The following is a 20,782-nucleotide window of genomic DNA, read 5'->3' on the forward strand; positions in this document are numbered from 1 at the left end:
GCACTGTTGATATCAGTGCCGCGCTTTTTTATGCTCGTTTAACGATATCATTGATAAACAACTACTGTACCAGTAATGAAATAGGCACACTGTTATGACTATTGACTGATTGGTTACTGCCATAGCTAGTACTTTGGTTTTGACTGTTTTGAGAGATGTGTCCGATAGTCACCCATTGCCCGCGAGACACGATAATCGTACTACTCAAACGTTGACCTTGAATAGCATGATTCACAGAACCACTGCGATTATAAGTCGAATTGGATCGCGCGAGTGTTTCTTCCACTTGGGAAAGTTGTACTTCAACTTGTCCATTAGCAAGCAATCTTGGTGTAACGGTAATTCCTTGAGTGGTTGGAAGCAATACTTGCTGCTGAATAATAATCTGTGGCTTTAGATTAGGGTTAGCGGGTCGCTGCTGATTGCCATAGCGATTGCTACTATAAGCCTGAGTTAGAGAGTAGAGCGTGCCAGTGCTAATGCTCGCTACACTACCAGATAAGGTTTTTATTTGGTATGAATTACTGCCCTGCTGCTGACTGTTACTTTGATTAATGATACCTGACCCTTGAATACCACGATTAGTAATAATAACCTGCCCTTGCTGGATACCACTCTGCGTGCTGCTATTACTGCCAACTCGCACAGCGACGGTCAAGGCTTGCGGCTGACCATCAATCTGAGTCAAGAGCTGCTGTACGGCCTGATAATTAGCCGCTGTGGTATTCAGTACCAGCTTGTCTTGATAAGTTGTGACCGTCCCGCCATCAGCGCTGCTATTTAATTGCTGTCTGACTGCAGGTAACAGAGCAACTCCGCCGTAAGTTTCAATCACGTAGGTTTGAATGGTACCCGCTTGTACGGTCACTGGTAGGACAACGACACTTAGTACCAGTACACAGAAGCACGCCCTGATAGTCATGCAAATAGTACTCACCAGCTGATGCGTTATATAGTGCTTAATACCATTCACATCTATCCCCTCATATCATCAAGCCATCATCGATTTTGTAATCAACAATATCTAGTCGTTGAGACCCAACACATCCTGCATATTGTACTGCCCGACTTCTTGCTGAATAATCCAAGTCGCAGCACGCACAGCACCAGTGGCAAAAGTCATGCGAGCGCGAGCGCGATGAGTGATCTCAACCACTTCACCGTCAGCGATGAACATTACGGTATGATCGCCGATGATTTCACCACCACGAATCGCATGAATACCAATCGTACCAGCTTCTCGCTCGCCTGTTTGTCCTTCGCGGCCATAAATAGCGACATCTTTTAGATTCTGTCCACGGGCTTCTGCCACGGCTTCTGCCATCATATAAGCGGTACCTGATGGCGCATCGATTTTGTGCTTATGATGTGCTTCGATGACTTCTACATCCGCGTCATTGCCAAATGCTTTTGCTGCCATTCCTAGCAACTTCAATGACAGATTCACGCCTGTTGAGTAGTTACCTGCATAAACGATCGCAATCTGCTCACTCACTTTTGCCAATACCTGCTCTTGCTGCTCATTGAATCCTGTGGTACCGATGACCATAGCAACGCCATGCTCAGCACAAATCTGCATGTTTTTTTCAGTGGCATCAGGCAGACTGAAATCAATCAGCACGTCGATATCACTGATTACAGCCTGTAGATCATCAACGATTTGCACGTCTAAGCGTCCGACAGCAGCGACTTCTCCTGCATCTGCGCCGACGAGGCTAGATCCTTGGCGTTCAATCGCAGCTCTAAGCATGGTTTGGGTATTGTCGTTTACCGCCTCGATGAGCATACGGCCCATACGACCACCTGCACCAATCACACCAACGTTGATGGCTTGTTCTTTTGCTTGTTGACTCATATTGTTACCTTAAATGCTGTATTTTTAGTGAGGTTGTTTGGCATATCATTGGTTGTAAGTTTAGCAAATATCATCCCATGAGGGGTCTTTTATACAGGCAATAAAAAGCCCAAAGGTTTCATGTGAAACCTTTGGGCTAATTTTGATTATAACTACTTAGTAGTAGTTATTCTTAATCAAACAAGTCACTAATCTTTTTAAAGAAAGATTTTTTATGCGGCGACTGTTGATGCTTGCTATCGTCATCTAAGGTATCTTGGAATTGACGTAACAGATCTTTTTGCTCACCTGTTAGATTCACTGGTGTCTCGATGATGACACGGCAAATTAGATCACCTTTCATCGTGGTGCGAACTGGCGTCACACCTCGGCCACGCACACGTAACAATTTACCGCTCTGCGTACCCTCGGCCACCTTGATTTTTACTTTACCATCTAAGGTTGGGATTTCAACTTCTTTACCTAGTGCCGCATCGGTAATGCTGACAGGCACATCCATATAGAGATCGGCGCCTTGACGCGTGAACACATTATGCGATTTGACACGTACTTCGACATATAAGTCGCCATTTTGTACGCCAGCGCCGCCTGCTTCGCCTTCACCTGACAAGCGTACGCGATCACCGTCATCAACGCCGGCTGGAATAGACACTTCTAGCGTACGTGATTTGTCTTTGACACCATTACCATGACAATCAGAGCAAGGGTTTTTGATTTGTTTACCAGTACCGCCGCAATGCGGGCATGCTTGCTGCACAGCAAAGAAACCTTGCTGCATACGGACTTGCCCTTGCCCATGACAGGTTTGACAAGTCACAATATCAGACGCATTTTTTGCGCCTTTACCATCACAAGTTTCACAAGGGGCAGGAGCCGTAAAGCTGATTTCTTTTTTGCAGCCACGTACCGCTTCTTCTAAGGTCAGCTCGATCACATAACGCAAATCCGAACCACGACGTGAGCGTCCACCGCCGCCACCGCCACGCTGCTGACCGAATATATCGCCAAAGTTGCCAAAAATATCGCCAAAGATGTCTTGGAAATTGCCACCGCCTGCACCGCCGAATCCACCACCACCCATGCCGTTTTCGAAGGCTGCATGACCCATACGGTCGTATGCTGAACGCTTTTCTGCATCGCTCAGCACTTCATAAGCCATCGACGCTTCTTTAAATTTATCTTCAGCATCAGGGTCATCAGAGTTGCGATCTGGATGATATTTCATGGCAAGCTTGCGGTAGGCTCGCTTAACTTCTTTGTTGTCAGCGGTCTTGCTGACACCTAATATTTCATAAAAATCGCGTTTACTCATGGTTTCTCCTATCGTCCTTACAGTACCACCGGTTTGTCAGCTCATCTGCTCCAATCAACGACTGTCTCAACCTTATACAATCAATCTACAAGGTTTCACATGAAACATAGAAAACGAACGTTTCATAAACAGGTCTAAGATTTTATGAGGAGCAGTGCGTGACTCTGACAAACAAATACGGTGGAGGGCTGCTTAGCCAAATCAATTATAAAAAGTTTGCGCTATTTATGGAGATGGTCTGCTGAATTATCAAGCTTTGGGCTGATGAAATTCGTGACTGATGCTGATTCATGGAGATACACAGTTTATTAAGAACGCTATAAAGCTTTTCATACCTGAATCACCTGCACTCGTGATAATATCTATCGCCATAACTGATGACATTTGTGACAAGGTGCCAAGTCTTATGAAAAAGCTGATTGTTTTATTGATAATAATTGCCATTGCAATCTATGCAGGCTCTCCTTATTACAGTGCCTATCAGCTCAAAAATGCTTATGATGACAAGGATGGCGCAACCATCGCAGCAGAGATCAATTATGATCAAGTACGACCAAGCATCCAAAACCAGTTAACTGGCCAGTTTGCCACGACGATGACGAAGTACCCTCTTATCTCTGAGCTGGGCGGCGAGCCATTGACTGAGGCAGCCAATGGCTTTATCACCAAAGCCGTCAATGGCGCTATCACCCCGCAAAATATCGAAAAGGTCATCAATACTCAAGGGCAAGCCAACACAGCCACCAAAGAGCTGGCCGCTGCATGGGCCATCGCTAGCGATCAGGTCGACCTCAAAAACCTCATTCAGTCTTTGATCATTCAACGCGGTGATGTCGATGCCGTGGTCAAAAGCCAAATACAGCAAGTCATGAAAAAACAAGCTGCCGAACTTGAGCAACAAGTCGCCCAAGGCAATGACAGCGAGAAGCCATCGCTGAGCTATTGCGGCATCAATTGCTTTAGCGTGAGTGGTCAAGTGAAAGGTTATCCGTTGACTATTGAGATGCAGCGTGAAGGACTGATCAACTGGAAAATCGTTGATATCGTCTTACCATAGGTCATTTAAGATAATTTTTGAGACACGGAAGCTTCTAAATAAAACGCTAAAAAAACCGCCTTATAAGTCATCTCATAAGGCGGTTTTTTATGGCTTGCGCTAAGCGCTCAAGATATCAAAGCGCTGAAGGGCTAAAAAGAAGAGCTAAAAATATTTAATGGTACCGATAAATTATTCAATGCCTAGGAATTCTAGAAACTCAGGACTTTCAAAGCTTGCTTGGTACAGCACCCCGTCTTCACGGTAGATAGCAGGCGTCGCCATTACCGCGAGTCCAGCTGCTATTTCACGATTGGGTGTCACATGATCGATGCTACAGCTTGCTGATGCAGGTGTCATCTCACCTTTTAGCATTGCCTTGTCAAACGCTTGACGGCGACTGTCTTCATCAGCCTGACACCAAATACCACGCATTTGCGCAGGTGACGCCTCATATATCGGGTAGCCTATGACATTGACCGTCACGCCTTTGGCATTGAGCATCGGTACTTGCTTGTGAAACAGGCGGCAATAAGGGCAGTTCACGTCGTCAGCGATATAGATAACAGCGCGCTCGGCACTGGTCGCAGGATAAGTAATCAGTTGGCTCTTATCCAACGTCGCAAACACAGATTGATTTTTCAGCGATTCAAATGCTTCGTCAAGTCCGATAAACTGACCATTTTCGATGACAGATATCTCGCCATCAGTGATGTACTGTGCATCATCTGACAATAAAAACGGCACGCCTTCTAGCGTCGCGCCCCAGATCACACCAGGCACGGCTGTGTAAAAGAATGGCGTTTTCGCACTCATGTTTTTCAGTGCAGCCATATTTGCTAGCATGTCAGACTTGACACTCGCACTGACAGGTTTGCCTACCTGCGCACTCGTGCTGCGTACGGGTGTTTTGGTCACTACCCGCTTGCTTGGATTCTTTTGTAGCTCACCTTGAATGACATATTTACCATCTTCAGTGATATGCAGTGGCAACTGGCCAGCCAAATTGACTTGATACATATTGGGTAATTTGGACGGCACAATAGCGGTGATTTGCGTTTTGATGCCTGCTTGAGTCAGTACTTGGCGCAGTCGCTTATCGACAGTCGAACTCACCGCTTCAACCGTTTGTGAGCTTTGGCTATTCTGACTGGGTTGGGTGCTGGTCGCGTCCGCTGAACTTGGCTGCGCGCAAGCCGTGGTTGCTAGTAGTATCACACTGATCAAACTGGCTGATTTTAGTACAGGTAATGTCACAGAGAGAGTCCTATCTGGTATTTAATCATGGCGGCTTTCAATACTTGGCCATACTGAGCTAGCCATACTAAAGCCACACTAAAAAATGATGATATAAAGATGTAGATAGAAAAGACTGTAGCATATGGAATGGTTTTGCGAAGTGTTAAATGACTCATGTCGCAAAACTGCTACCTAGCTTTAAGAGATAGGCAACACAAGTTACTGCTAGACATAACGCAATGATAATGAGCTCAAAAAGAGAGTGAACCTAAGGCGTGTCCTCATTTTAAAAATGGTGATAAAAATAAGATAAATTGCCGTCAAGCAAGGAAAATAGCGCAGATAATCTCGAGATATTAGTCAGCTATTTGACGCCGTTTGGCAAGATTTAGCCATTTTTAACCCGTTTAGATGACTGTCGATTGAATTGAGAATATGCCCTAGAATAATGAATCAAAAAAAGCAGCACACTATATAGTGTCTGCTCCTAATTCACGAAACGATACTCTAAAAAACAACAGTGCTAAGCATTAAACCGCTCAGTCATTAAAACTTGGCCACTTCTTCTGGAGTCAAAAAGCGACTGTCGCCTTTTTCTAGACCTTCTAGCGAGACATGACCGATACTGGCGCGATGCAGCTCAGTGACTCGATTACCAAAGTAGCCCATCATACGCTTAACCTGATGGTATTTGCCTTGCTCTAGTGTCAGACGAGCATGCGTCTCATCGATGAACTCAAGCACGGCAGGCTTGGTTTCTTCGTGATCACCTTCGAGCAAGATGCCTTCAGCTACTTCTTTAACCGCGTTGGCTTGCGCTGCGCTATCCATCGCATCTGCCAAGGTCAGCTCATAGACTTTTGCATGTTCATGCTTAGGACTGGTGACACGATGTAGCCAGCCGCCGTCATCACTCATGAGCAGTGCGCCTGTGGTATCGACATCAAGTCGACCTGCGATACGCATGCTGCCCAATTCTGGTACTGCAATCAGTTCGGTGACGATTGGATACTCTTTAACTTTGAGGGTACATTCAAAGCCTTCAGGCTTATACAACAAGATATAGCGATTGCCAGCAGCGACTGACAAAGGCTCGCCTGCCCACATCACTTCATCATTGACGATATCGACATGTAGACCCGGATCTTTGACCACTTGATCGTTTACGGTGATTTCGCCGGCGTGCATAATCTTTTTGGACTCTTTACGCGACAGCTCAGTGGCTTTACTAATAAATTTATCTAAACGCATACTATTTACTACCATCGGTTTTATTATACCAGCCCTAAATCAGAAACTAACGATGCCAGCACGCAGCCGTGAGCGGCTCGTTATCTTCGATGGTTAGAAATGGTACTATAATGAAAATTAAATGAACACTGTGCCAAATATGGACAGCAGTGAAAGTTATGCCAGTTTAACATATCCAACCTAAGCCTGATGAAATATGAGCTATCAAACGCTAAAACGTGCGGTCAACACTCGACTAGAAATTAAAAAATCCGAGTTTATTGCTTACGCCTATCCTATGACCTCCCGTGAGCAAGCAATGTTTCACGTGGAACAACTACGTACGCAATATGCAGATGCGCGTCACTTTTGCTGGGCCTATATCGTTGGCGACCCTGATAACACCACCAGTGCAGGGTTCGATGATGACGGAGAGCCAAGCGGTACGGCAGGCAGGCCTATATTGAACGTCCTACAGCATAAGTCTATCGGCAACGTTATTATCATCGTGGTGCGCTACTTCGGTGGTATCAAATTGGGTGCTGGCGGTCTCACCCGTGCTTATGCAGGCTCTGCCCAAGCGGTCGTCGATGAGATGATATTAAGCCCCTATATACCCATGACACAGATTCAAATACTAGCGACATTTGCGACCGAAGCACAGTGCCGCTATATCATAGAAAGTCTTGGCGGTCACATTGAAGATGTCACCTACAGCAAACAAGTGACCCTAACCGCCACACTTGCTGAAGCAGATGTTGAAAATTTAAAAGAGCGACTGGCAATGGATGGTCGAGTATTGGATAAATCCTAAGGCGCTAATAAGTTTGATTAACCACTCTCATCACCATTTTAATAGTTTTTTTCAATGTACTCATTCAGCAACAGTCTTTCAACTAAGTAAGTCAGTCGCCATTTTTCAGTAATCGTTTTCAGTAGCTATTTTCAGTAATCATGCGTTCACTGAAAATCATTGGTTTTCACCATTGCTGACGTTATGATAAAGCACTGTTATTAAACAACACTACTTTTTAACGATGATTAAATAAGACCACTATATGTCAACTTCAACCACACCTTTTGCTCCAGTGCCTTTTAAGCCACCCTTTTGGCTAACCAATCCACATTTGCAGAGCATCTTGCCCAAATTCTTTGCTCCTAAAGCACCAACCTATCGCCGCGTGGTGATGCAAGATTCCTTAAGTGAAACCGATATTGCTTACGACTTTTATGATGCGCATTCTGTAAAGGCATCAAAAGCTGGTGAGCTTGAGCAAACGCCATTGATTGTGCTATTTCATGGTATGGAAGGCAGCAGCGATAGCCATTATGCTCGCGCGCTGGCATATCAAATACATGCGCAAGGCTGGCATTTTGTGGTGGTGCACTTTCGTAGTTGTGGCGGTATTCCAGCTAATGGTCGAGTTTTTTATAATGCGGGTGATACTGCCGAGGTGCATCACGCGCTACAAAACTTACGTGCGCAGTATGCCAATATCTATGCGGCTGGCGTGTCACTCGGTGGTAATGCACTAGCGAAGTATATGGGCGAGTATGGTGACGAAGCCATCTGCAAAGGCGCTGCGGTCATCTCTGCTCCCGTCGATATGTCGTCAGCGGCCATTACCATGCACAGCTTTTTGAGTCATCGTATCTATACGCCTTATTTGCTCAATCCAATTATCAAAAAAGCACTGGCGAACGATATTACCAAAGAAGAAATTGATGCTATCAAAGCTGTCAATCGTATCAGCGACTTTGATGATATCTTCACCGCTCCGCGTCATGGCTACCGCTCTAACAATCACTATTATCACTCTTCTTCTGCCCTACCTTATTTGATCAACGTAACCAAGCCTCTACTATTAATTAGTGCAAAGGACGATCCTTTCATTGGCTTTACCGCAACGCCAAACGATGTCTCTGACAGTGTCACCATCCTCGACACGGAGCATGGTGGACATATCGGTTATCTGCGTTATCGCTCAGACAATGGTCAGGCCAAAAATAAAACGTCAGTCACCAATGGCACAAAACCCAAGACTTCAAAGTTTGATATTAACTGGATACCCGAGACCGTCAGTGCTTATTTTAATTATATTGGCGTACCGTCTAATAAAGAGCACCAATAATCATCTGGTAGACCCTACCTTTATCCTTTAACCCTTTTGAGAGTGTTCTATGTACCCATTTATCCGTTATGCCGCCACCATCGCTCATGCCGCCCTCAAAGCAAAACGAGGCGATACATTGACGCTCAAGGACACCAGTGAGATTCAGTTTCGCTGCCGCTTATCTGATATCGATAACTTTTTTGAGATGAATAACGGCCGCGTATTCACGCTGTATGATTTGGGGCGTATGGACTTTGCGGTACGGACTGGGCTTGGTAACCAGCTACTAAAACAGCGTTGGGGTTTGGTGATCGCGGGCAGCACTATTCAATACCGTAAGCGTATTCGCGCCTTTCAAAAAGTCACGCTAAAGACCAAAATCGTCGGTATCGATGCGCGTTGGCTCTACATCGAGCAATCTATGTGGGTCAAGGGCAAACCCTGCTCATCTGGGCTACTGCGTACAGGTGTGACTAAGGGTGGCAGAGTGATCGACACGGCACAAGTAATGGCAGCATTAGGGCAGTCTGAATGGGAGCTACCGCCAACGGGCTACGTCGCCGAATGGATAGAGAGCGATGCTGATCGTCCGTGGCCGCCAATAGGCTAAGTAACTCAAGCGATACTGTTTGATAACAATACATTATATAAAAAAGTATAATAAATGGTAATCTATTAGCCAGTTAGTTATTTACTATGACAAAACACTAATAGGAGAACCATATGATTAATACAACAGATTATGTCGGTACATTATTTGATAATAGTGAATCAAACCCAAGCAAAATCACGCTAGCCTTTACGATGGCTGGTGTGGCACTCAAAAAAGGACACTCTGCCTCAGTGATATTGATGGTAGATGCGGTGCGTTTGGCTTTGCCTAACGCACTGGACGATGTCAATATTGGTGCACCGTTTGAACCTGCGGGTGAATTACTAGAAGCCTTTATCGAAAAAGGTGGCCAAGTATTGGTCTGTAGCGCATGCATGAAGCACAATGGTGTTGAAGAATCCGCCATCGATAAACGCTTTACAGTGATTAGCGGTGATGATGTGGTTGAGCTGTTGATGAATGCGAAAGGGTCGTTGCAGTTGAGCTAAAAAACAAGCTTGTACAAGCATACTAGTAACGACGCTTCATATAGTAAAAAAGAAACATCAGACATTCTGATGTTTCTTTTTAGTTTAAAACACGCTTAACTAACCTAACTCATTATTTCTCTAATCCTGCCCGAAACTCTTTATAATCTTCGGCCGTATCTTTTACCGCCTCTATCATAGGCACGTGCCCCACTTGTGACATCATGATGATCTGTGCTTGCGGCATCAGCTCGCTCATTATTTCGGCCGTCTCAGGTTTTATGACTTTGTCCTCTTCTCCCCAAACGATCAGCGTTGGAATATTGTATTGTGCAATGATTTTTGCACGTTCTTCTACATTGTCTTCAATGATCTGTTTGAGTATTCTAGTATTCAGCGCCCGATTGGCGATATTCTCTTGGGCAAAGACCGCTTGTATCGTCTTTGGAACATAAGGTGGCTTGTACATGACCGTCTTATACATCGTAAAATATGCTTCAGTGTTGTCAATCAATAAAGGACTGTTATCAAGGTCTAATGCTTTGAACTCTCGTTGCGTCTCGGCTGACCAAAACCCACCACTGTCGAGTAACCACAGGCTTTTGACACTATCAGGATACATCGCCGCATAGGCAACACTGATAGCACCGCCCATCGAGTTGCCACCGACATGGATATCCGATGCCATCCCTTTAGCTTGCAATAGTTCATGCAAACGCTTTGCTTGGGCATCAGCGCGGTAGTCCGCCTCTGGTGGTTTGCTAGAATTACCAAAACCTAGCAGGTCAGGAACGATCAGATGATAATCGCCTAGCTTATCCGCAATACGAGTAAAGTTATCTTTATTACCACCAAAACCATGAATCAATAGTAAGGGTTCACCAGCTAAGTTACCGCCTTCTAAATACGTCATTTGCTCGCCAGATGCCAGCGTTAACGATTTGGCTTCAAGGTCTGACTTGTTGCGTTCGTACTGTACGAGCTTTTGGGTCGTAGCGACGGTAAAGGTATTGGGCGTCGTACACCCCACGACAGAAAGAGCCAGTAGAGCAGCCAAACTTGTACGCAGTAATATCATTGGAGCATCCCTATTAATAAATGGCAAAATCTTACGACCTGAAAGCAATAAAAAACGTATAGCAAAGCTTATCGTATTAAAACAGTGAAAACCAACCCAATCCGTGTACTCATGCACCTTCAATTGGCTTAACTTGGGACAATGAGGACAATGACTTTTGATGATTATCTGATAAATTTTTGCGTTATTATTGCGGTCAGTTTTGTCCAAATTTTGCCAAATCAGCCATGCTCATCATATTGAATTACATTACTATTACCCCATCTTGACCGTATTAACGCCATAATTAATAACTACCGCGCCCTGCTTATAGAAGTTTTTAAGCAGAGTGATTTTAATATTAGACCGAGCCTCTTTATGTCACAAACCTCTACCTTCAGAATTCGCACCCGCCGCAAATATTACCGACTTATATTCACAGGTATCATGGCGCTGATGATGTCATTCATTATTTCGACGGCCTTGTTGGTGGTAAAACAAGGCTTTATCGATGGCTTTTTTATGGAGTTGATGCACTCGTGGGGACTGGCCTTTATGTTTGCGTGGCCAAGTGCTTATATCTGTGCCTATCTGGTGCAAGAGCATGTATTGAGTAGAATAGAGTTTTATTGAGACACCATTTAACCATTATAAAACCGCTATAGCGTCAACCTTATTTTTTAGACAAGCGACCCTATGGTTTAACGTGCCTTCTAGCTCAGGTTTGATTTGGGCACACTCGCTGTCTGCGATCGGGCAGCGGGTACGGAATACGCAGCCTGACGGTGGATTGATCGGGCTTGGCAAATCCCCTTCCAATAATTGAATGGCTTTATTACGCTCGGCGATTGGGTCAGGCAATGGCACTGCAGACATCAGCGCTTGAGTATAAGGGTGCGTCGGATTGCTATACACGGCCTTGTCTACCCCTAGCTCAACCGCATGACCTAAATACATGACCAGTACCCGATCGGCGATATGCTTAATCACTGACAGATCATGAGCGATAAAAATCAGCGCCAATCCCATCTCTTGCTGTATGTCTTGCAATAAGTTAATGACCTGCGCTTGAATAGAGACATCAAGGGCAGAAACTGGCTCATCACAGATAATAATTTTAGGCTTTAGTATCAATGCACGCGCAATACCAATGCGTTGACACTGACCACCAGAGAACTCATGCGGATAGCGGTTAATCTGATTGGACAGTAGGCCAACTTTTTTCATCAGGGCGCGTACTTCATCCTGTACTTCCGCTTTTTTCATGTTTGGATAATACGTTCGTAGCGGTTCTGCGATGATATCGCCTACTGTCATGCGCGGATTGAGCGACGCTAGCGGATCTTGGAATATCATTTGAATGTCTTTGCGCTTCATTCTCATGGTTTTTTTGGAAGCGCCAACGATCTCTTCATCCCCGAATTTAATACTGCCGGAATTGGCTTGTATAAGCCCGATGATCGTTCTTGCCAGCGTCGACTTACCGCAGCCCGACTCACCTACCACGCCCAAAGTCTCACCAGCAAATAGCTCAAACGAGACGCCATTGACGGCCTTTAAAGTGTCAGGCTTTTGCCAAAAATACGTGCCCTTTTGCTTGATATTGAATGTCGTATGCACATTTTGTACTTGTAATAACGGGGCTTGGCTGTTGTTTTTGACCATCTCTGCACTTGCCATCTCTGTATTTGATAGTATCATGCTCTAGCCCTCCAGCTTTGATAGATTATTGGTGCCCGTATCAATATTAGCATCTGCTGAAATGTGCTTTTCAGTGTCTGCTGACTCATCGACTTGTTTCTCAGGCTGCCAATGGCAAGCGCGTTGACGCTCATTCGGCAAGAACTCAAGCGGCGGCGGTACATCTCGGCAGATATCCATCGCATGCGTACAGCGCTCATGAAAAGGACAGCCAGTAGGCAGGTTAAGTAGATTGGGCGGACTGCCAGGAATGGTCTCAAGCTTGCCTTTATCATCATCTAGACGCGGAATGGCCTTTAATAGTCCGATAGTATAAGGATGCGTAGGCGTATAAAAAATCTCTTCCGTCTCTCCATATGCCATGGTACGACCAGCGTACATCACAAGTACCCGATCACAGATACCTGCCACCACACCCAAATCATGCGTAATCATAACAATAGTGGTACCGAAATCACGTTTTAGCTCATTTAATAGCACCATAATCTGTGCTTGTACGGTCACATCAAGCGCTGTCGTTGGCTCATCGGCAATCAGTAGTTTGGGCCGACAGAGCAGTGCCATCGCAATCATGACCCGCTGACGCATACCACCTGAAAACTCATGCGGATACATGCCAATACGGTTTTTTGCTTCAGGGATTTTGACCGCATCTAGCATACGTATCGACTCTGCCCACGCTTGCTTTTTGCTCATGCCTTTATGCAAGATCAACACTTCAGCCAGCTGATCGCCTATTTTCATATATGGGTTGAGTGAGGTCATTGGATCTTGGAAGATCATAGCGATTTGCTCAGCGCGGATTTTATTCAGAGCCTTTTGCGATAATCCCAGTAGCTCATTGCCTTCAAATTTTACGGAACCTTTGGTACGGCCATTCTTTGCTAGCAGACCCATTATGGCGAACGCCGTCTGCGACTTGCCAGAGCCTGACTCACCGACGATGCCCAAGGTCTCACCCTCATGCAGGTTAAAATTTAAACCATTCACGGCGGTCACAAGTCCATCTTCGGTCGTGAATTGCACCGATAGATCTTTCACTGCTAATAAGCTGCTTTCTTTATTAGCCTGATTATTGAGCTCTGACTCAGCGCCTACTTTGCGTACAGTAGAATCTATTTTTTCAGGTGCACTATTAATATCTTGAGTTGCCATGATGTTGTTCTCCTAGCGAGCTTTAGCCTAGCGGTCTTTGGGGTCAAACGCATCACGCAGACCATCGCCAATAAAGTTAAAGCAGAATAAAGTAATGACCAAAAAAGCCGAGGGAATCAAAATCTGCCAAGGAGCTACTTGCATCGTTTGTGAGCCTTCCTGTAATAGCGCACCCCAACTGGTCATTGGCTCTTGTACACCAAGTCCCAAAAAGCTCAAAAACGACTCAAACAAAATCATCGTCGGTACTAGTAAGGAGGCATAGACCACTACCACGCCAAGCACGTTGGGCACGATATGACGCAGGATAATATTAAAGCCAGATACCCCGCCGACGTGTGCCGCTTCAATAAACTCTTTGCTTTTTAGACTGAGCGTCTGACCACGGACGATACGAGCGACATCCAGCCAAGATACCAATCCGATAGCGACGAAAATTAAAATAAGGTTACGACCAAATATCGTCACGAGCAAAATCACAAAGAACATAAAAGGAAAGGCGCTAAGGATTTCTAAAAAGCGCATCATAATCATGTCGACTTTGCCGCCCAGATAGCCTGATGTTGCGCCATATACCGTACCAACCAGTACCGCCACTGTTGCGCCAGCGATACCTACCAATAGAGATATTCTCCCGCCGACTGCTGTGCGCACGAGCAAATCTCGACCAAGCGAGTCCGTACCAAAATAATGCTTGTTTTCAATCGAGGGCGCAGACTGCATAAAGTTCCAATCGGTATCTGCATAACCAAAAGGCGCTAGCATGGGCACAAAGATGACAAACATACCGACGAGTAATAAGATAAAAAAGCTCGTCACTGCTGCTTTGTTTTGATAAAAACGTCGCCATGCATCTTGCCACAGGCTGCGACCTTTAATCTCTTTAACAGGCGTATCCATAAGCTCGGTTGGCTGGTCTACGGTCAGGCTCATAGTCGTCCTTTTACTTATCTAATTGAGGGTCTAATTGAGAATCTGATATTTATTTTTAAGCGATGATTGGCATTTATACGGTGTGTTTCAAGCGGCCATCAATATTAATATCAATACTGGATTTTTGGATCAATGATGGCGTACAAAATATCGACGATGGCATTAAAGGCGATCGTCAATACACCAACCAAAATGGTCAAACTAAGCACGACCCCATAATCACGATTGAGCGCCCCATTCACGAATAACTGCCCAATACCCGGCAAACCAAAAATAGTCTCGATCACGATAGAGCCGGTAATAATGCCCACAAAAGCAGGGCCTAGATAAGAGATGACGGGTAATAAAGCGGGTCTGAGCGCATGCTTCATGACGATTTGTCGCATCGGTAAGCCTTTAGACCTAGCCGTGCGGATGTACTGGCTATTCATCACCTCAATCATAGAGCCACGCATAATCCGCGCGATACTGGCGACATAAGCCAATGCTAAGGCCGTGACGGGCAATATCAGATTTCGCACTGCCCCATCGTTCCAGCCACCTGCTGGCAGCCACTGCAAAATAATGGCAAAAATAAGTACCAATAGTGGGGCTTTTACAAAGCTTGGAATCACGACACCTGTCATGGCAAACGCCATCAGCACATAATCCATCCATGAGTTCTGTTTAAGCGCCGCTATTACACCAAGGATAAGTCCTAACACCAGTGCCAATATAAACGCGTACATGCCCAGTTCCATAGACACTGGAAACGACTGCGACAATAGCTCGTTGACCGTATAGTCTTTATATTTAAAAGACGGGCCAAAATCGCCTACTGCCAGCTGCTGTAGATAGTGGATATATTGTAGCCACATGGGATCGTTAAGATTGTATTTGGCTTCGATATTGGCCAATACCGCTGGCGACAAGCTGCGCTCACTACTAAAAGGACTGCCCGGTGCTAACCGCATCATAAAAAAGGACACGGTTATCAAAACAAACATGGTCGGAATGGCTTCTAAAATCCGCCGAAAAATAAGCTTTAGCATAATGCCTCTTTATAATATTACCTGTACAACGATGCCTGATTTTAAAATGCTCGTTTTGAGTATTTACGCCGCTTTCAGATTTTCTCTGATCCATAGCAGACCGACGCTATCAATCGGAATTACTCCTTTTCATAGCGCCTGCTGATAAGACTATTGGATGTTCATTTTTTGATGGTCCGTGCTTAGTGATCAGTGCTTGGCGATAGAGATATCTTTACCTTGCCAATTGTCTAGAGGATCGTTCTTTGAAAAGCCGATGACGTAAGGTTTTACCAAACGAGGGCTGACGTAATGATAGATATTGAGTAGCCCCATATCTTGATCTAGCTGTGCTTCGGCTTTTTGATACAAACTTGCACGCTGCTCAGGCGTGACGCCTGCTTTTAGTGTTTGTGCCATCAAGTTGTCAAAATTGGTATTGGCGTACTTACCGTAGTTACCGCTATTGTCAGATTTGGCAATATTCAAAAAGGCTGACGGTTCGTTATAGTCCGCACACCAGCCAGCACGAGCGATTTGATAGTTACCGTTGCGGCGCGTATCAAGATAGGTTTTCCATTCTTTGTTGGTCAATGTCACATCAACAAAACCAAGCGCCTGTGTCCATAACGAAGTGGCAGCAACTGCGACCTTTTTATGATTGTCATTGGTGTTGTACAGCAGCTCAAAGGCGAGTGGATTGCTCTCGTTGTAACCGGCTTCATTCAGTAGTTTTTTGGCCTCAGTGATACGCTTCTCTTTGTCCCAAGTAGACCACTCTGGTGTATTAGCCACATCTCCATTCGCGGCTGTAGGCGTGAGCTGATAAGCGGCCGTCTGTCCTTGACCAATCACTTTGTCTGCAATAGTGTCGCGATCCAATGCCAAGGCTAGCGCGCGACGTACTTTTGGATTATCAAAAGGCGGTTTGACCGTATTAAATTCATAGTAATACGTACAAAGATAAGGAGAGACTCTGAGCTCATCGCCATTGGTTTCTTTTAAAGATGCAAATTGCTCGGTTGGAATCTCGTTATAAGTGACATCTACTTCGCCAGCTTGATAGCGTGCGACATCTGTGGTGCTAGAAGGAATCGGTAGCATTGTGATTGTATTCAGCGTCGTATTGGCATCGTCATAATAGGAAGGGTTACGTGTCAAAACGAGTTCATCGTTGATCTTCCACTTACTGACTTTGTAAGGGCCATTGACGACGATATTGGCAGGATCTGTCCATTTATCACCGAACGCTTCGACCGTTTTTTGATGCACAGGTTTGACGGAGTTGTGAATCAGCATATCGGGGAAATAAGGTACGGGCTCTGACAACGTGACTTGCAATGTTTTGTCATCGATTGCTTTTACCCCAAGCATCTCGATGCCAGCAGCGCCTTCGACGATTTTGTCAGCGCCGACGACCTTGGCATCAACCAAATAACTTGAGTAAGGTGATGCAGTATCTGGATCGACCAATCGGCGCATACTATAAACAAAGTCTTGCGCCGTCACTGGATCGCCGTTTGACCACTTAGCGTCACGCAGTTTGAACGTCCAGACTTTGTTGTCCGGACTCTCCCACTCAGTTGCCATTCCTGGAATGGTTTTGCCATCTGCATCGGTATTGGTCAATCCTTCGAATAATTGACGACCAATATTAGACTCCGGTACACCAGATACTTTATGAGGGTCTAGCGACTCAGGTTCCGTCCCGTTATTAATGACCAATTCTTGAGTTTCAGACAGTACACTAGGATCAATATCGGCTGATGAGCTGGTATTATTGTTTGCCGTATTGTCACTACAACCGGTCATAAACATAGCAAGTGCAAGAGAAGTAGGTAAAAATACAGCAGTACGAAGGGAGAGAGGGTTGTGGCTCATATAGCGTCCTAGCGGGCAGATGGCGAACAGATTAATCAACCTGTTCATAAATCCATTAAAGTTGAATGTTTATCGTTTTCATAGCCGTTATTATGTTGTTAGAGGTCATAGTCTGACCATCTGTCAATAATGAACGTTAGAAAACTATTGGTAATAGTAATAATAAAAAAAGTTATTGGTGTCAACAATTTTTCAGTTCATAGAAAAAACATGAATTTAGTCAAACATACGCATATAGTAATCATGAGTAAAAACGAACAAAAAACATACTAATTCACGTAATTCTACAAGAATTTAACCAGTTTTTTTATAAAGAATGCACCACTCGTCAAAATGCTACTCTCATGTTATTAATTGTAACTGACATCTGTTTGACATTTTATAATGCTAATGAATTAATACTTGGATGAGTATTATGCTATCGAGCGTAAGACGTTTGATGATTTAGACAATCATATGGAAGATCGCTCATGCAATCAGTTCTAACGCAACCGCGAGTGACATGGTGATTAATTAACATAAGTGATTAGTTGACATATTCGCCATAATTTGTTGAGTCATGTTACCAATAATTTTTCTTTTTAGTTTCTCTCTAAAAGGCCATACTCATTAGAGAATCCTGCTGAAACCCATAAACCAAATAACATGAACGGCTCTACATCAGTGCGAGCGGTAACACAAAGAATATTACCGATGTAAGCCAAGCTTTCTATAACAAAATCCGGTTAGCGCAAATGTATCCGACGTCTATACGACCAGTCTATTTTTGAGTATAGTGTCTTTGTGAGTCGATAACCTATCAGCATCATTATCGTGGTATCGTTTCTACTCGAAGAATAAATACATTGGTGAATGACCTTGATGACATGATGTTTATAGTCGGTTATTCATACTCTTAATACACTTATAAATAAACCAAATCATAAATACATAAAGGGAATCATCATGCGTAGTGCTATTCATAACAGCTTTGGCAAACCTTCTGACGTACTGAGCGTGGGCGACAGTCCTATGCCGCAGCCTGCTGCCAACGAAGTCCGTATCAAAACCATCCTCTCCCCTATTCACAACCATGACATGCTGACAGTGAGCGGACAATATGGCTATAAGCCTGAGATGCCAGCCATCGGTGGTAGTGAGGCACTAGGCATTATTGATGCGGTAGGCGATGACGTAACAGACTTTAGTGTAGGCCAGCGTGTGGCGTGTGCCAGTGTGCATGAGACGTGGGCAGAGTATTTTGTCGCCCCTGCCAGCATGGTATTTAACATGCCTGATAGTATCGAAGACGAGCTGGCAGCGCAATTGGTTGCCATGCCACTATCAGCCTTAATGCTACTAGAATTCTTAGAAGTGACTAGCGGTCAATGGATCATCCACAACGCGGCAAACGGCGCTGTCGGTAAAACCCTCGCCATGCTCGCAGCAGCGCGCGGTGTGAACACGATTAACCTCGTCCGTAGCAAAGACGCGATAGAAGAACTGACCTCACTAGGTATCAAAAACAACGTCGTCACTGCTGACGACGACTGGAAAGACCAAGTCCGCGCCATCATCGGCGATGATAAAATCACAGCCGCCGTTGACTCAGTCGGTGGTGAGTCAAGTAATGACCTGCTATCGCTATTGGGTAGCAAGGGCACGTTGGTCTCATTCGGTATCATGTCAGGCAAGCCAATGGCACTAGACGCTGGCAGCTTGATCTTTAAGCAAGCGACGGTAAAAGGATTCTGGGGTAGCAAAACCAGCCAAGACATGGATCTAGATAATAAACAGCGTCTGATCACTGAATTACTAGAACGTGCATCGAATGGCGATTTAAAACTACCAATTGAAGCCATCTATAGTCTGGACGATATCGCAACAGCGGTCTCTGGAAAAGTACAATCAAGTAAAAAAGGCAAAGTGCTTTTAAAACCTTAATTCCTACACTCGCCTCGTAATTTCGTAATAAGGGCAAAAACTAGCGGTATTAGCAAATATAAGAAAGCTCATGTGTATTAGCTATAAGATACAGTGGGCTTTTTTAACCATTTTGCTGTAGCAGTAATCATATCTATCGCTAAGCCAATCAGAGTAAATAATAAGATTTAATAAGGATATAACCATGTCAAACGATACAACATTCAAAGCCTTAGTAGTTGAAGAACGTGAAGACGGCACCTTTAGCAAAAGCATTCAAGAGCGTAATCTCAGCGACTTGCCAGAGAACGATTTGCTTATAGAAGTACATTATTCATCGTTAAACTTTAAAGATGCGATGTCAGCATCAGGTAATAAAAGAATCACTAAACAGTATCCACACACGCCCGGTATCGATGCCGCTGGTGTCGTCGTCAGTGATAAATCAGGCACGTTTACCGTAGGCCAAGAGGTATTGGTATTCGGCTATGATCTCGGCATGGACACCGATGGTGGCCTCGGTCAAATGATCTCAATCCCAGCAGACTGGGCGCTGGCTTGCCCAGAAACGCTAACCCTAAAAGAAGCGATGACCTATGGTACTGGCGGCTTAACCGCAGCGCTCAGTGTGCAAAAGCTAGAAAAAATGGGTGCAAAACCAAGTGATGGCCCAATCGCTGTCACTGGTGCAACAGGTGGCGTCGGTACGATCAGTATCGCTATCTTAAAGCAGCTCGGCTATGAGGTGATTGCATTCTCAGGTAAGCCTGAGCAAAGCGAGCACCTAAAAGCATTGGGCGCGAGCGAAGTACGTCATCGTGATACCATCAATGAAATCGGTAACAAGCCTGTCGGCCGTGAGCTATGGGCAAACGCTATTGATACCATCGGCGGCGATTACTTACCTAACCTGCTCAAGCAAACCAAATCTGGCGGTGCAGTGACCAGTTGTGGCCTAGCTAGCGGCGCTGATTTTTCGATGTCGGTGATACCTTTTATCACCCGCGCGGTGTCACTATTGGGTATCGACTCGGTCTATATTCCACTGGCTGATAAAGAAGCCATTTGGAAACGTGTCGCCACTGATATGAAACTGCCTAACCTTGAGAGCTATGGCGAAGAGATTACGCTAGAGCAAACGCCAGAGTACTTAGATCGCTTTATGTCGAGCAAAGTGGTTGGACGTTATGTGGTGAATGTGAAGGGTTAGTTTTTTAAGAGCTAGTTTTATAAATAAAAGGCAGCATCTCTGTTGAGGTGCTGCCTTTTATTTAAAA

At 44.9% G+C, this 20,782-nt stretch carries 19 protein-coding genes; 8 read left to right on the plus strand and 11 right to left on the minus strand.

From position 1 onward, the window contains the following. Positions 1–61: 61 nt before the first annotated feature. The 3 genes from I6E86_RS02310 to dnaJ form a co-directional block, all read right to left on the minus strand. Complete coding sequence (locus I6E86_RS02310; RefSeq protein ID WP_197174881.1) at positions 62–922, minus strand: hypothetical protein; 861 nt, start codon at positions 920–922, stop codon at positions 62–64. A gap of 102 nt (positions 923–1,024) precedes the next feature. Further along, the gene (gene dapB, locus I6E86_RS02315; RefSeq protein ID WP_197174882.1) at positions 1,025–1,855 is read right to left on the minus strand and encodes a 4-hydroxy-tetrahydrodipicolinate reductase; all 831 of its coding nucleotides are present in this window, start codon (positions 1,853–1,855) and stop codon (positions 1,025–1,027) included. 172 nt (positions 1,856–2,027) lie between these two features. Beyond that, complete coding sequence (gene dnaJ, locus I6E86_RS02320; protein WP_194363350.1) at positions 2,028–3,167, minus strand: molecular chaperone DnaJ; 1,140 nt, start codon at positions 3,165–3,167, stop codon at positions 2,028–2,030. 406 nt (positions 3,168–3,573) lie between these two features. On the opposite strand from dnaJ, the gene I6E86_RS02325 reads away from it, so the two are divergent. After that, on the plus strand, positions 3,574–4,224 hold the full coding sequence (locus I6E86_RS02325) for a DUF2939 domain-containing protein (protein WP_197174883.1): 651 nt from the start codon (positions 3,574–3,576) through the stop codon (positions 4,222–4,224). A 171-nt stretch (positions 4,225–4,395) separates the two neighbouring features. On the opposite strand, the gene I6E86_RS02330 is transcribed toward I6E86_RS02325, so the two are convergent. Together I6E86_RS02330 and I6E86_RS02335 are read right to left on the minus strand one after the other, a co-directional pair. Next, complete coding sequence (locus I6E86_RS02330) at positions 4,396–5,460, minus strand: disulfide isomerase DsbC N-terminal domain-containing protein (RefSeq protein WP_197174884.1); 1,065 nt, start codon at positions 5,458–5,460, stop codon at positions 4,396–4,398. A 528-nt stretch (positions 5,461–5,988) separates the two neighbouring features. Further along, positions 5,989–6,693, minus strand: coding sequence for a pseudouridine synthase (locus I6E86_RS02335; protein WP_197174885.1), 705 nt, complete (start codon positions 6,691–6,693; stop codon positions 5,989–5,991). A 196-nt stretch (positions 6,694–6,889) separates the two neighbouring features. Between I6E86_RS02335 and I6E86_RS02340 the strand changes: the two genes are divergently transcribed. From I6E86_RS02340 to I6E86_RS02355, 4 genes are all read left to right on the plus strand, one after another. After that, a complete protein-coding gene (locus I6E86_RS02340) occupies positions 6,890–7,486 on the plus strand; it encodes a YigZ family protein (RefSeq protein WP_197174886.1) in 597 nt (198 codons plus the stop codon). Between the two features lie 244 nt (positions 7,487–7,730). Then, positions 7,731–8,804 carry a YheT family hydrolase gene (locus tag I6E86_RS02345; RefSeq protein ID WP_197174887.1) on the plus strand — a complete coding sequence of 358 codons (1,074 nt, stop codon included), beginning with the start codon at positions 7,731–7,733 and terminating at the stop codon, positions 8,802–8,804. 49 nt (positions 8,805–8,853) lie between these two features. Beyond that, on the plus strand, positions 8,854–9,396 hold the full coding sequence (locus I6E86_RS02350; protein ID WP_197174888.1) for an acyl-CoA thioesterase: 543 nt from the start codon (positions 8,854–8,856) through the stop codon (positions 9,394–9,396). A gap of 113 nt (positions 9,397–9,509) precedes the next feature. Further along, positions 9,510–9,887, plus strand: coding sequence for a DsrE family protein (locus I6E86_RS02355; protein WP_197174889.1), 378 nt, complete (start codon positions 9,510–9,512; stop codon positions 9,885–9,887). Between the two features lie 112 nt (positions 9,888–9,999). On the opposite strand, the gene I6E86_RS02360 is transcribed toward I6E86_RS02355, so the two are convergent. Further along, the gene (locus tag I6E86_RS02360; protein WP_197174890.1) at positions 10,000–10,944 is read right to left on the minus strand and encodes an alpha/beta fold hydrolase; all 945 of its coding nucleotides are present in this window, start codon (positions 10,942–10,944) and stop codon (positions 10,000–10,002) included. A gap of 357 nt (positions 10,945–11,301) precedes the next feature. Here I6E86_RS02360 and I6E86_RS02365 point away from each other — a divergent pair, with 357 nt between their 5' ends. Continuing rightward, positions 11,302–11,556: a DUF2798 domain-containing protein gene (locus I6E86_RS02365; RefSeq protein WP_197174891.1), complete on the plus strand. Its 255-nt coding sequence runs from the start codon at positions 11,302–11,304 to the stop codon at positions 11,554–11,556. A 15-nt stretch (positions 11,557–11,571) separates the two neighbouring features. Here I6E86_RS02365 and oppF read toward each other — a convergent pair whose 3' ends face one another. The 5 genes from oppF to I6E86_RS02390 form a co-directional block, all read right to left on the minus strand. Beyond that, on the minus strand, positions 11,572–12,588 hold the full coding sequence (gene oppF, locus I6E86_RS02370) for a murein tripeptide/oligopeptide ABC transporter ATP binding protein OppF (protein WP_197175051.1): 1,017 nt from the start codon (positions 12,586–12,588) through the stop codon (positions 11,572–11,574). Positions 12,589–12,627: 39 nt separating this feature from the next. Next, positions 12,628–13,779 carry an oligopeptide ABC transporter ATP-binding protein OppD gene (gene oppD / locus I6E86_RS02375; protein ID WP_197174892.1) on the minus strand — a complete coding sequence of 384 codons (1,152 nt, stop codon included), beginning with the start codon at positions 13,777–13,779 and terminating at the stop codon, positions 12,628–12,630. 27 nt (positions 13,780–13,806) lie between these two features. After that, positions 13,807–14,712, minus strand: coding sequence for an oligopeptide ABC transporter permease OppC (oppC, locus tag I6E86_RS02380; RefSeq protein ID WP_010197600.1), 906 nt, complete (start codon positions 14,710–14,712; stop codon positions 13,807–13,809). Between the two features lie 110 nt (positions 14,713–14,822). Continuing rightward, on the minus strand, positions 14,823–15,743 hold the full coding sequence (gene oppB / locus I6E86_RS02385) for an oligopeptide ABC transporter permease OppB (protein ID WP_194363336.1): 921 nt from the start codon (positions 15,741–15,743) through the stop codon (positions 14,823–14,825). Between the two features lie 189 nt (positions 15,744–15,932). After that, positions 15,933–17,603, minus strand: a complete 1,671-nt coding sequence (locus I6E86_RS02390; RefSeq protein ID WP_197174893.1) for an ABC transporter substrate-binding protein — start codon at positions 17,601–17,603, stop codon at positions 15,933–15,935. A 945-nt stretch (positions 17,604–18,548) separates the two neighbouring features. Between I6E86_RS02390 and I6E86_RS02395 the strand changes: the two genes are divergently transcribed. Further along, a complete protein-coding gene (locus I6E86_RS02395) occupies positions 18,549–19,526 on the plus strand; it encodes a zinc-binding dehydrogenase (protein ID WP_197174894.1) in 978 nt (325 codons plus the stop codon). A 184-nt stretch (positions 19,527–19,710) separates the two neighbouring features. Further along, the gene (locus I6E86_RS02400; protein WP_197174895.1) at positions 19,711–20,715 is read left to right on the plus strand and encodes an oxidoreductase; all 1,005 of its coding nucleotides are present in this window, start codon (positions 19,711–19,713) and stop codon (positions 20,713–20,715) included. The last annotated feature ends 67 nt before the right edge of the window (positions 20,716–20,782 follow it).

The sequence above is a fragment of the Psychrobacter sp. SWN149 genome, assembly GCF_015864565.1.
In the GTDB taxonomy this organism is placed as follows: domain Bacteria; phylum Pseudomonadota; class Gammaproteobacteria; order Pseudomonadales; family Moraxellaceae; genus Psychrobacter.

Coding starts and splice junctions, on each gene's coding strand:
- I6E86_RS02310 (WP_197174881.1), bottom strand. CDS start 922: ATGACTATCAGGGCGTGCTTCTGTGTACTGGTACTAAGTGTCGTTGTC.
- dapB (WP_197174882.1), bottom strand. CDS start 1,855: ATGAGTCAACAAGCAAAAGAACAAGCCATCAACGTTGGTGTGATTGGT.
- dnaJ (WP_194363350.1), bottom strand. CDS start 3,167: ATGAGTAAACGCGATTTTTATGAAATATTAGGTGTCAGCAAGACCGCT.
- I6E86_RS02325 (WP_197174883.1), top strand. CDS start 3,574: ATGAAAAAGCTGATTGTTTTATTGATAATAATTGCCATTGCAATCTAT.
- I6E86_RS02335 (WP_197174885.1), bottom strand. CDS start 6,693: ATGCGTTTAGATAAATTTATTAGTAAAGCCACTGAGCTGTCGCGTAAA.
- I6E86_RS02340 (WP_197174886.1), top strand. CDS start 6,890: ATGAGCTATCAAACGCTAAAACGTGCGGTCAACACTCGACTAGAAATT.
- I6E86_RS02345 (WP_197174887.1), top strand. CDS start 7,731: ATGTCAACTTCAACCACACCTTTTGCTCCAGTGCCTTTTAAGCCACCC.
- I6E86_RS02350 (WP_197174888.1), top strand. CDS start 8,854: ATGTACCCATTTATCCGTTATGCCGCCACCATCGCTCATGCCGCCCTC.
- I6E86_RS02355 (WP_197174889.1), top strand. CDS start 9,510: ATGATTAATACAACAGATTATGTCGGTACATTATTTGATAATAGTGAA.
- I6E86_RS02360 (WP_197174890.1), bottom strand. CDS start 10,944: ATGATATTACTGCGTACAAGTTTGGCTGCTCTACTGGCTCTTTCTGTC.
- I6E86_RS02365 (WP_197174891.1), top strand. CDS start 11,302: ATGTCACAAACCTCTACCTTCAGAATTCGCACCCGCCGCAAATATTAC.
- oppF (WP_197175051.1), bottom strand. CDS start 12,588: ATGGTCAAAAACAACAGCCAAGCCCCGTTATTACAAGTACAAAATGTG.
- oppD (WP_197174892.1), bottom strand. CDS start 13,779: ATGGCAACTCAAGATATTAATAGTGCACCTGAAAAAATAGATTCTACT.
- oppC (WP_010197600.1), bottom strand. CDS start 14,712: ATGAGCCTGACCGTAGACCAGCCAACCGAGCTTATGGATACGCCTGTT.
- oppB (WP_194363336.1), bottom strand. CDS start 15,743: ATGCTAAAGCTTATTTTTCGGCGGATTTTAGAAGCCATTCCGACCATG.
- I6E86_RS02390 (WP_197174893.1), bottom strand. CDS start 17,603: ATGAGCCACAACCCTCTCTCCCTTCGTACTGCTGTATTTTTACCTACT.
- I6E86_RS02395 (WP_197174894.1), top strand. CDS start 18,549: ATGCGTAGTGCTATTCATAACAGCTTTGGCAAACCTTCTGACGTACTG.
- I6E86_RS02400 (WP_197174895.1), top strand. CDS start 19,711: ATGTCAAACGATACAACATTCAAAGCCTTAGTAGTTGAAGAACGTGAA.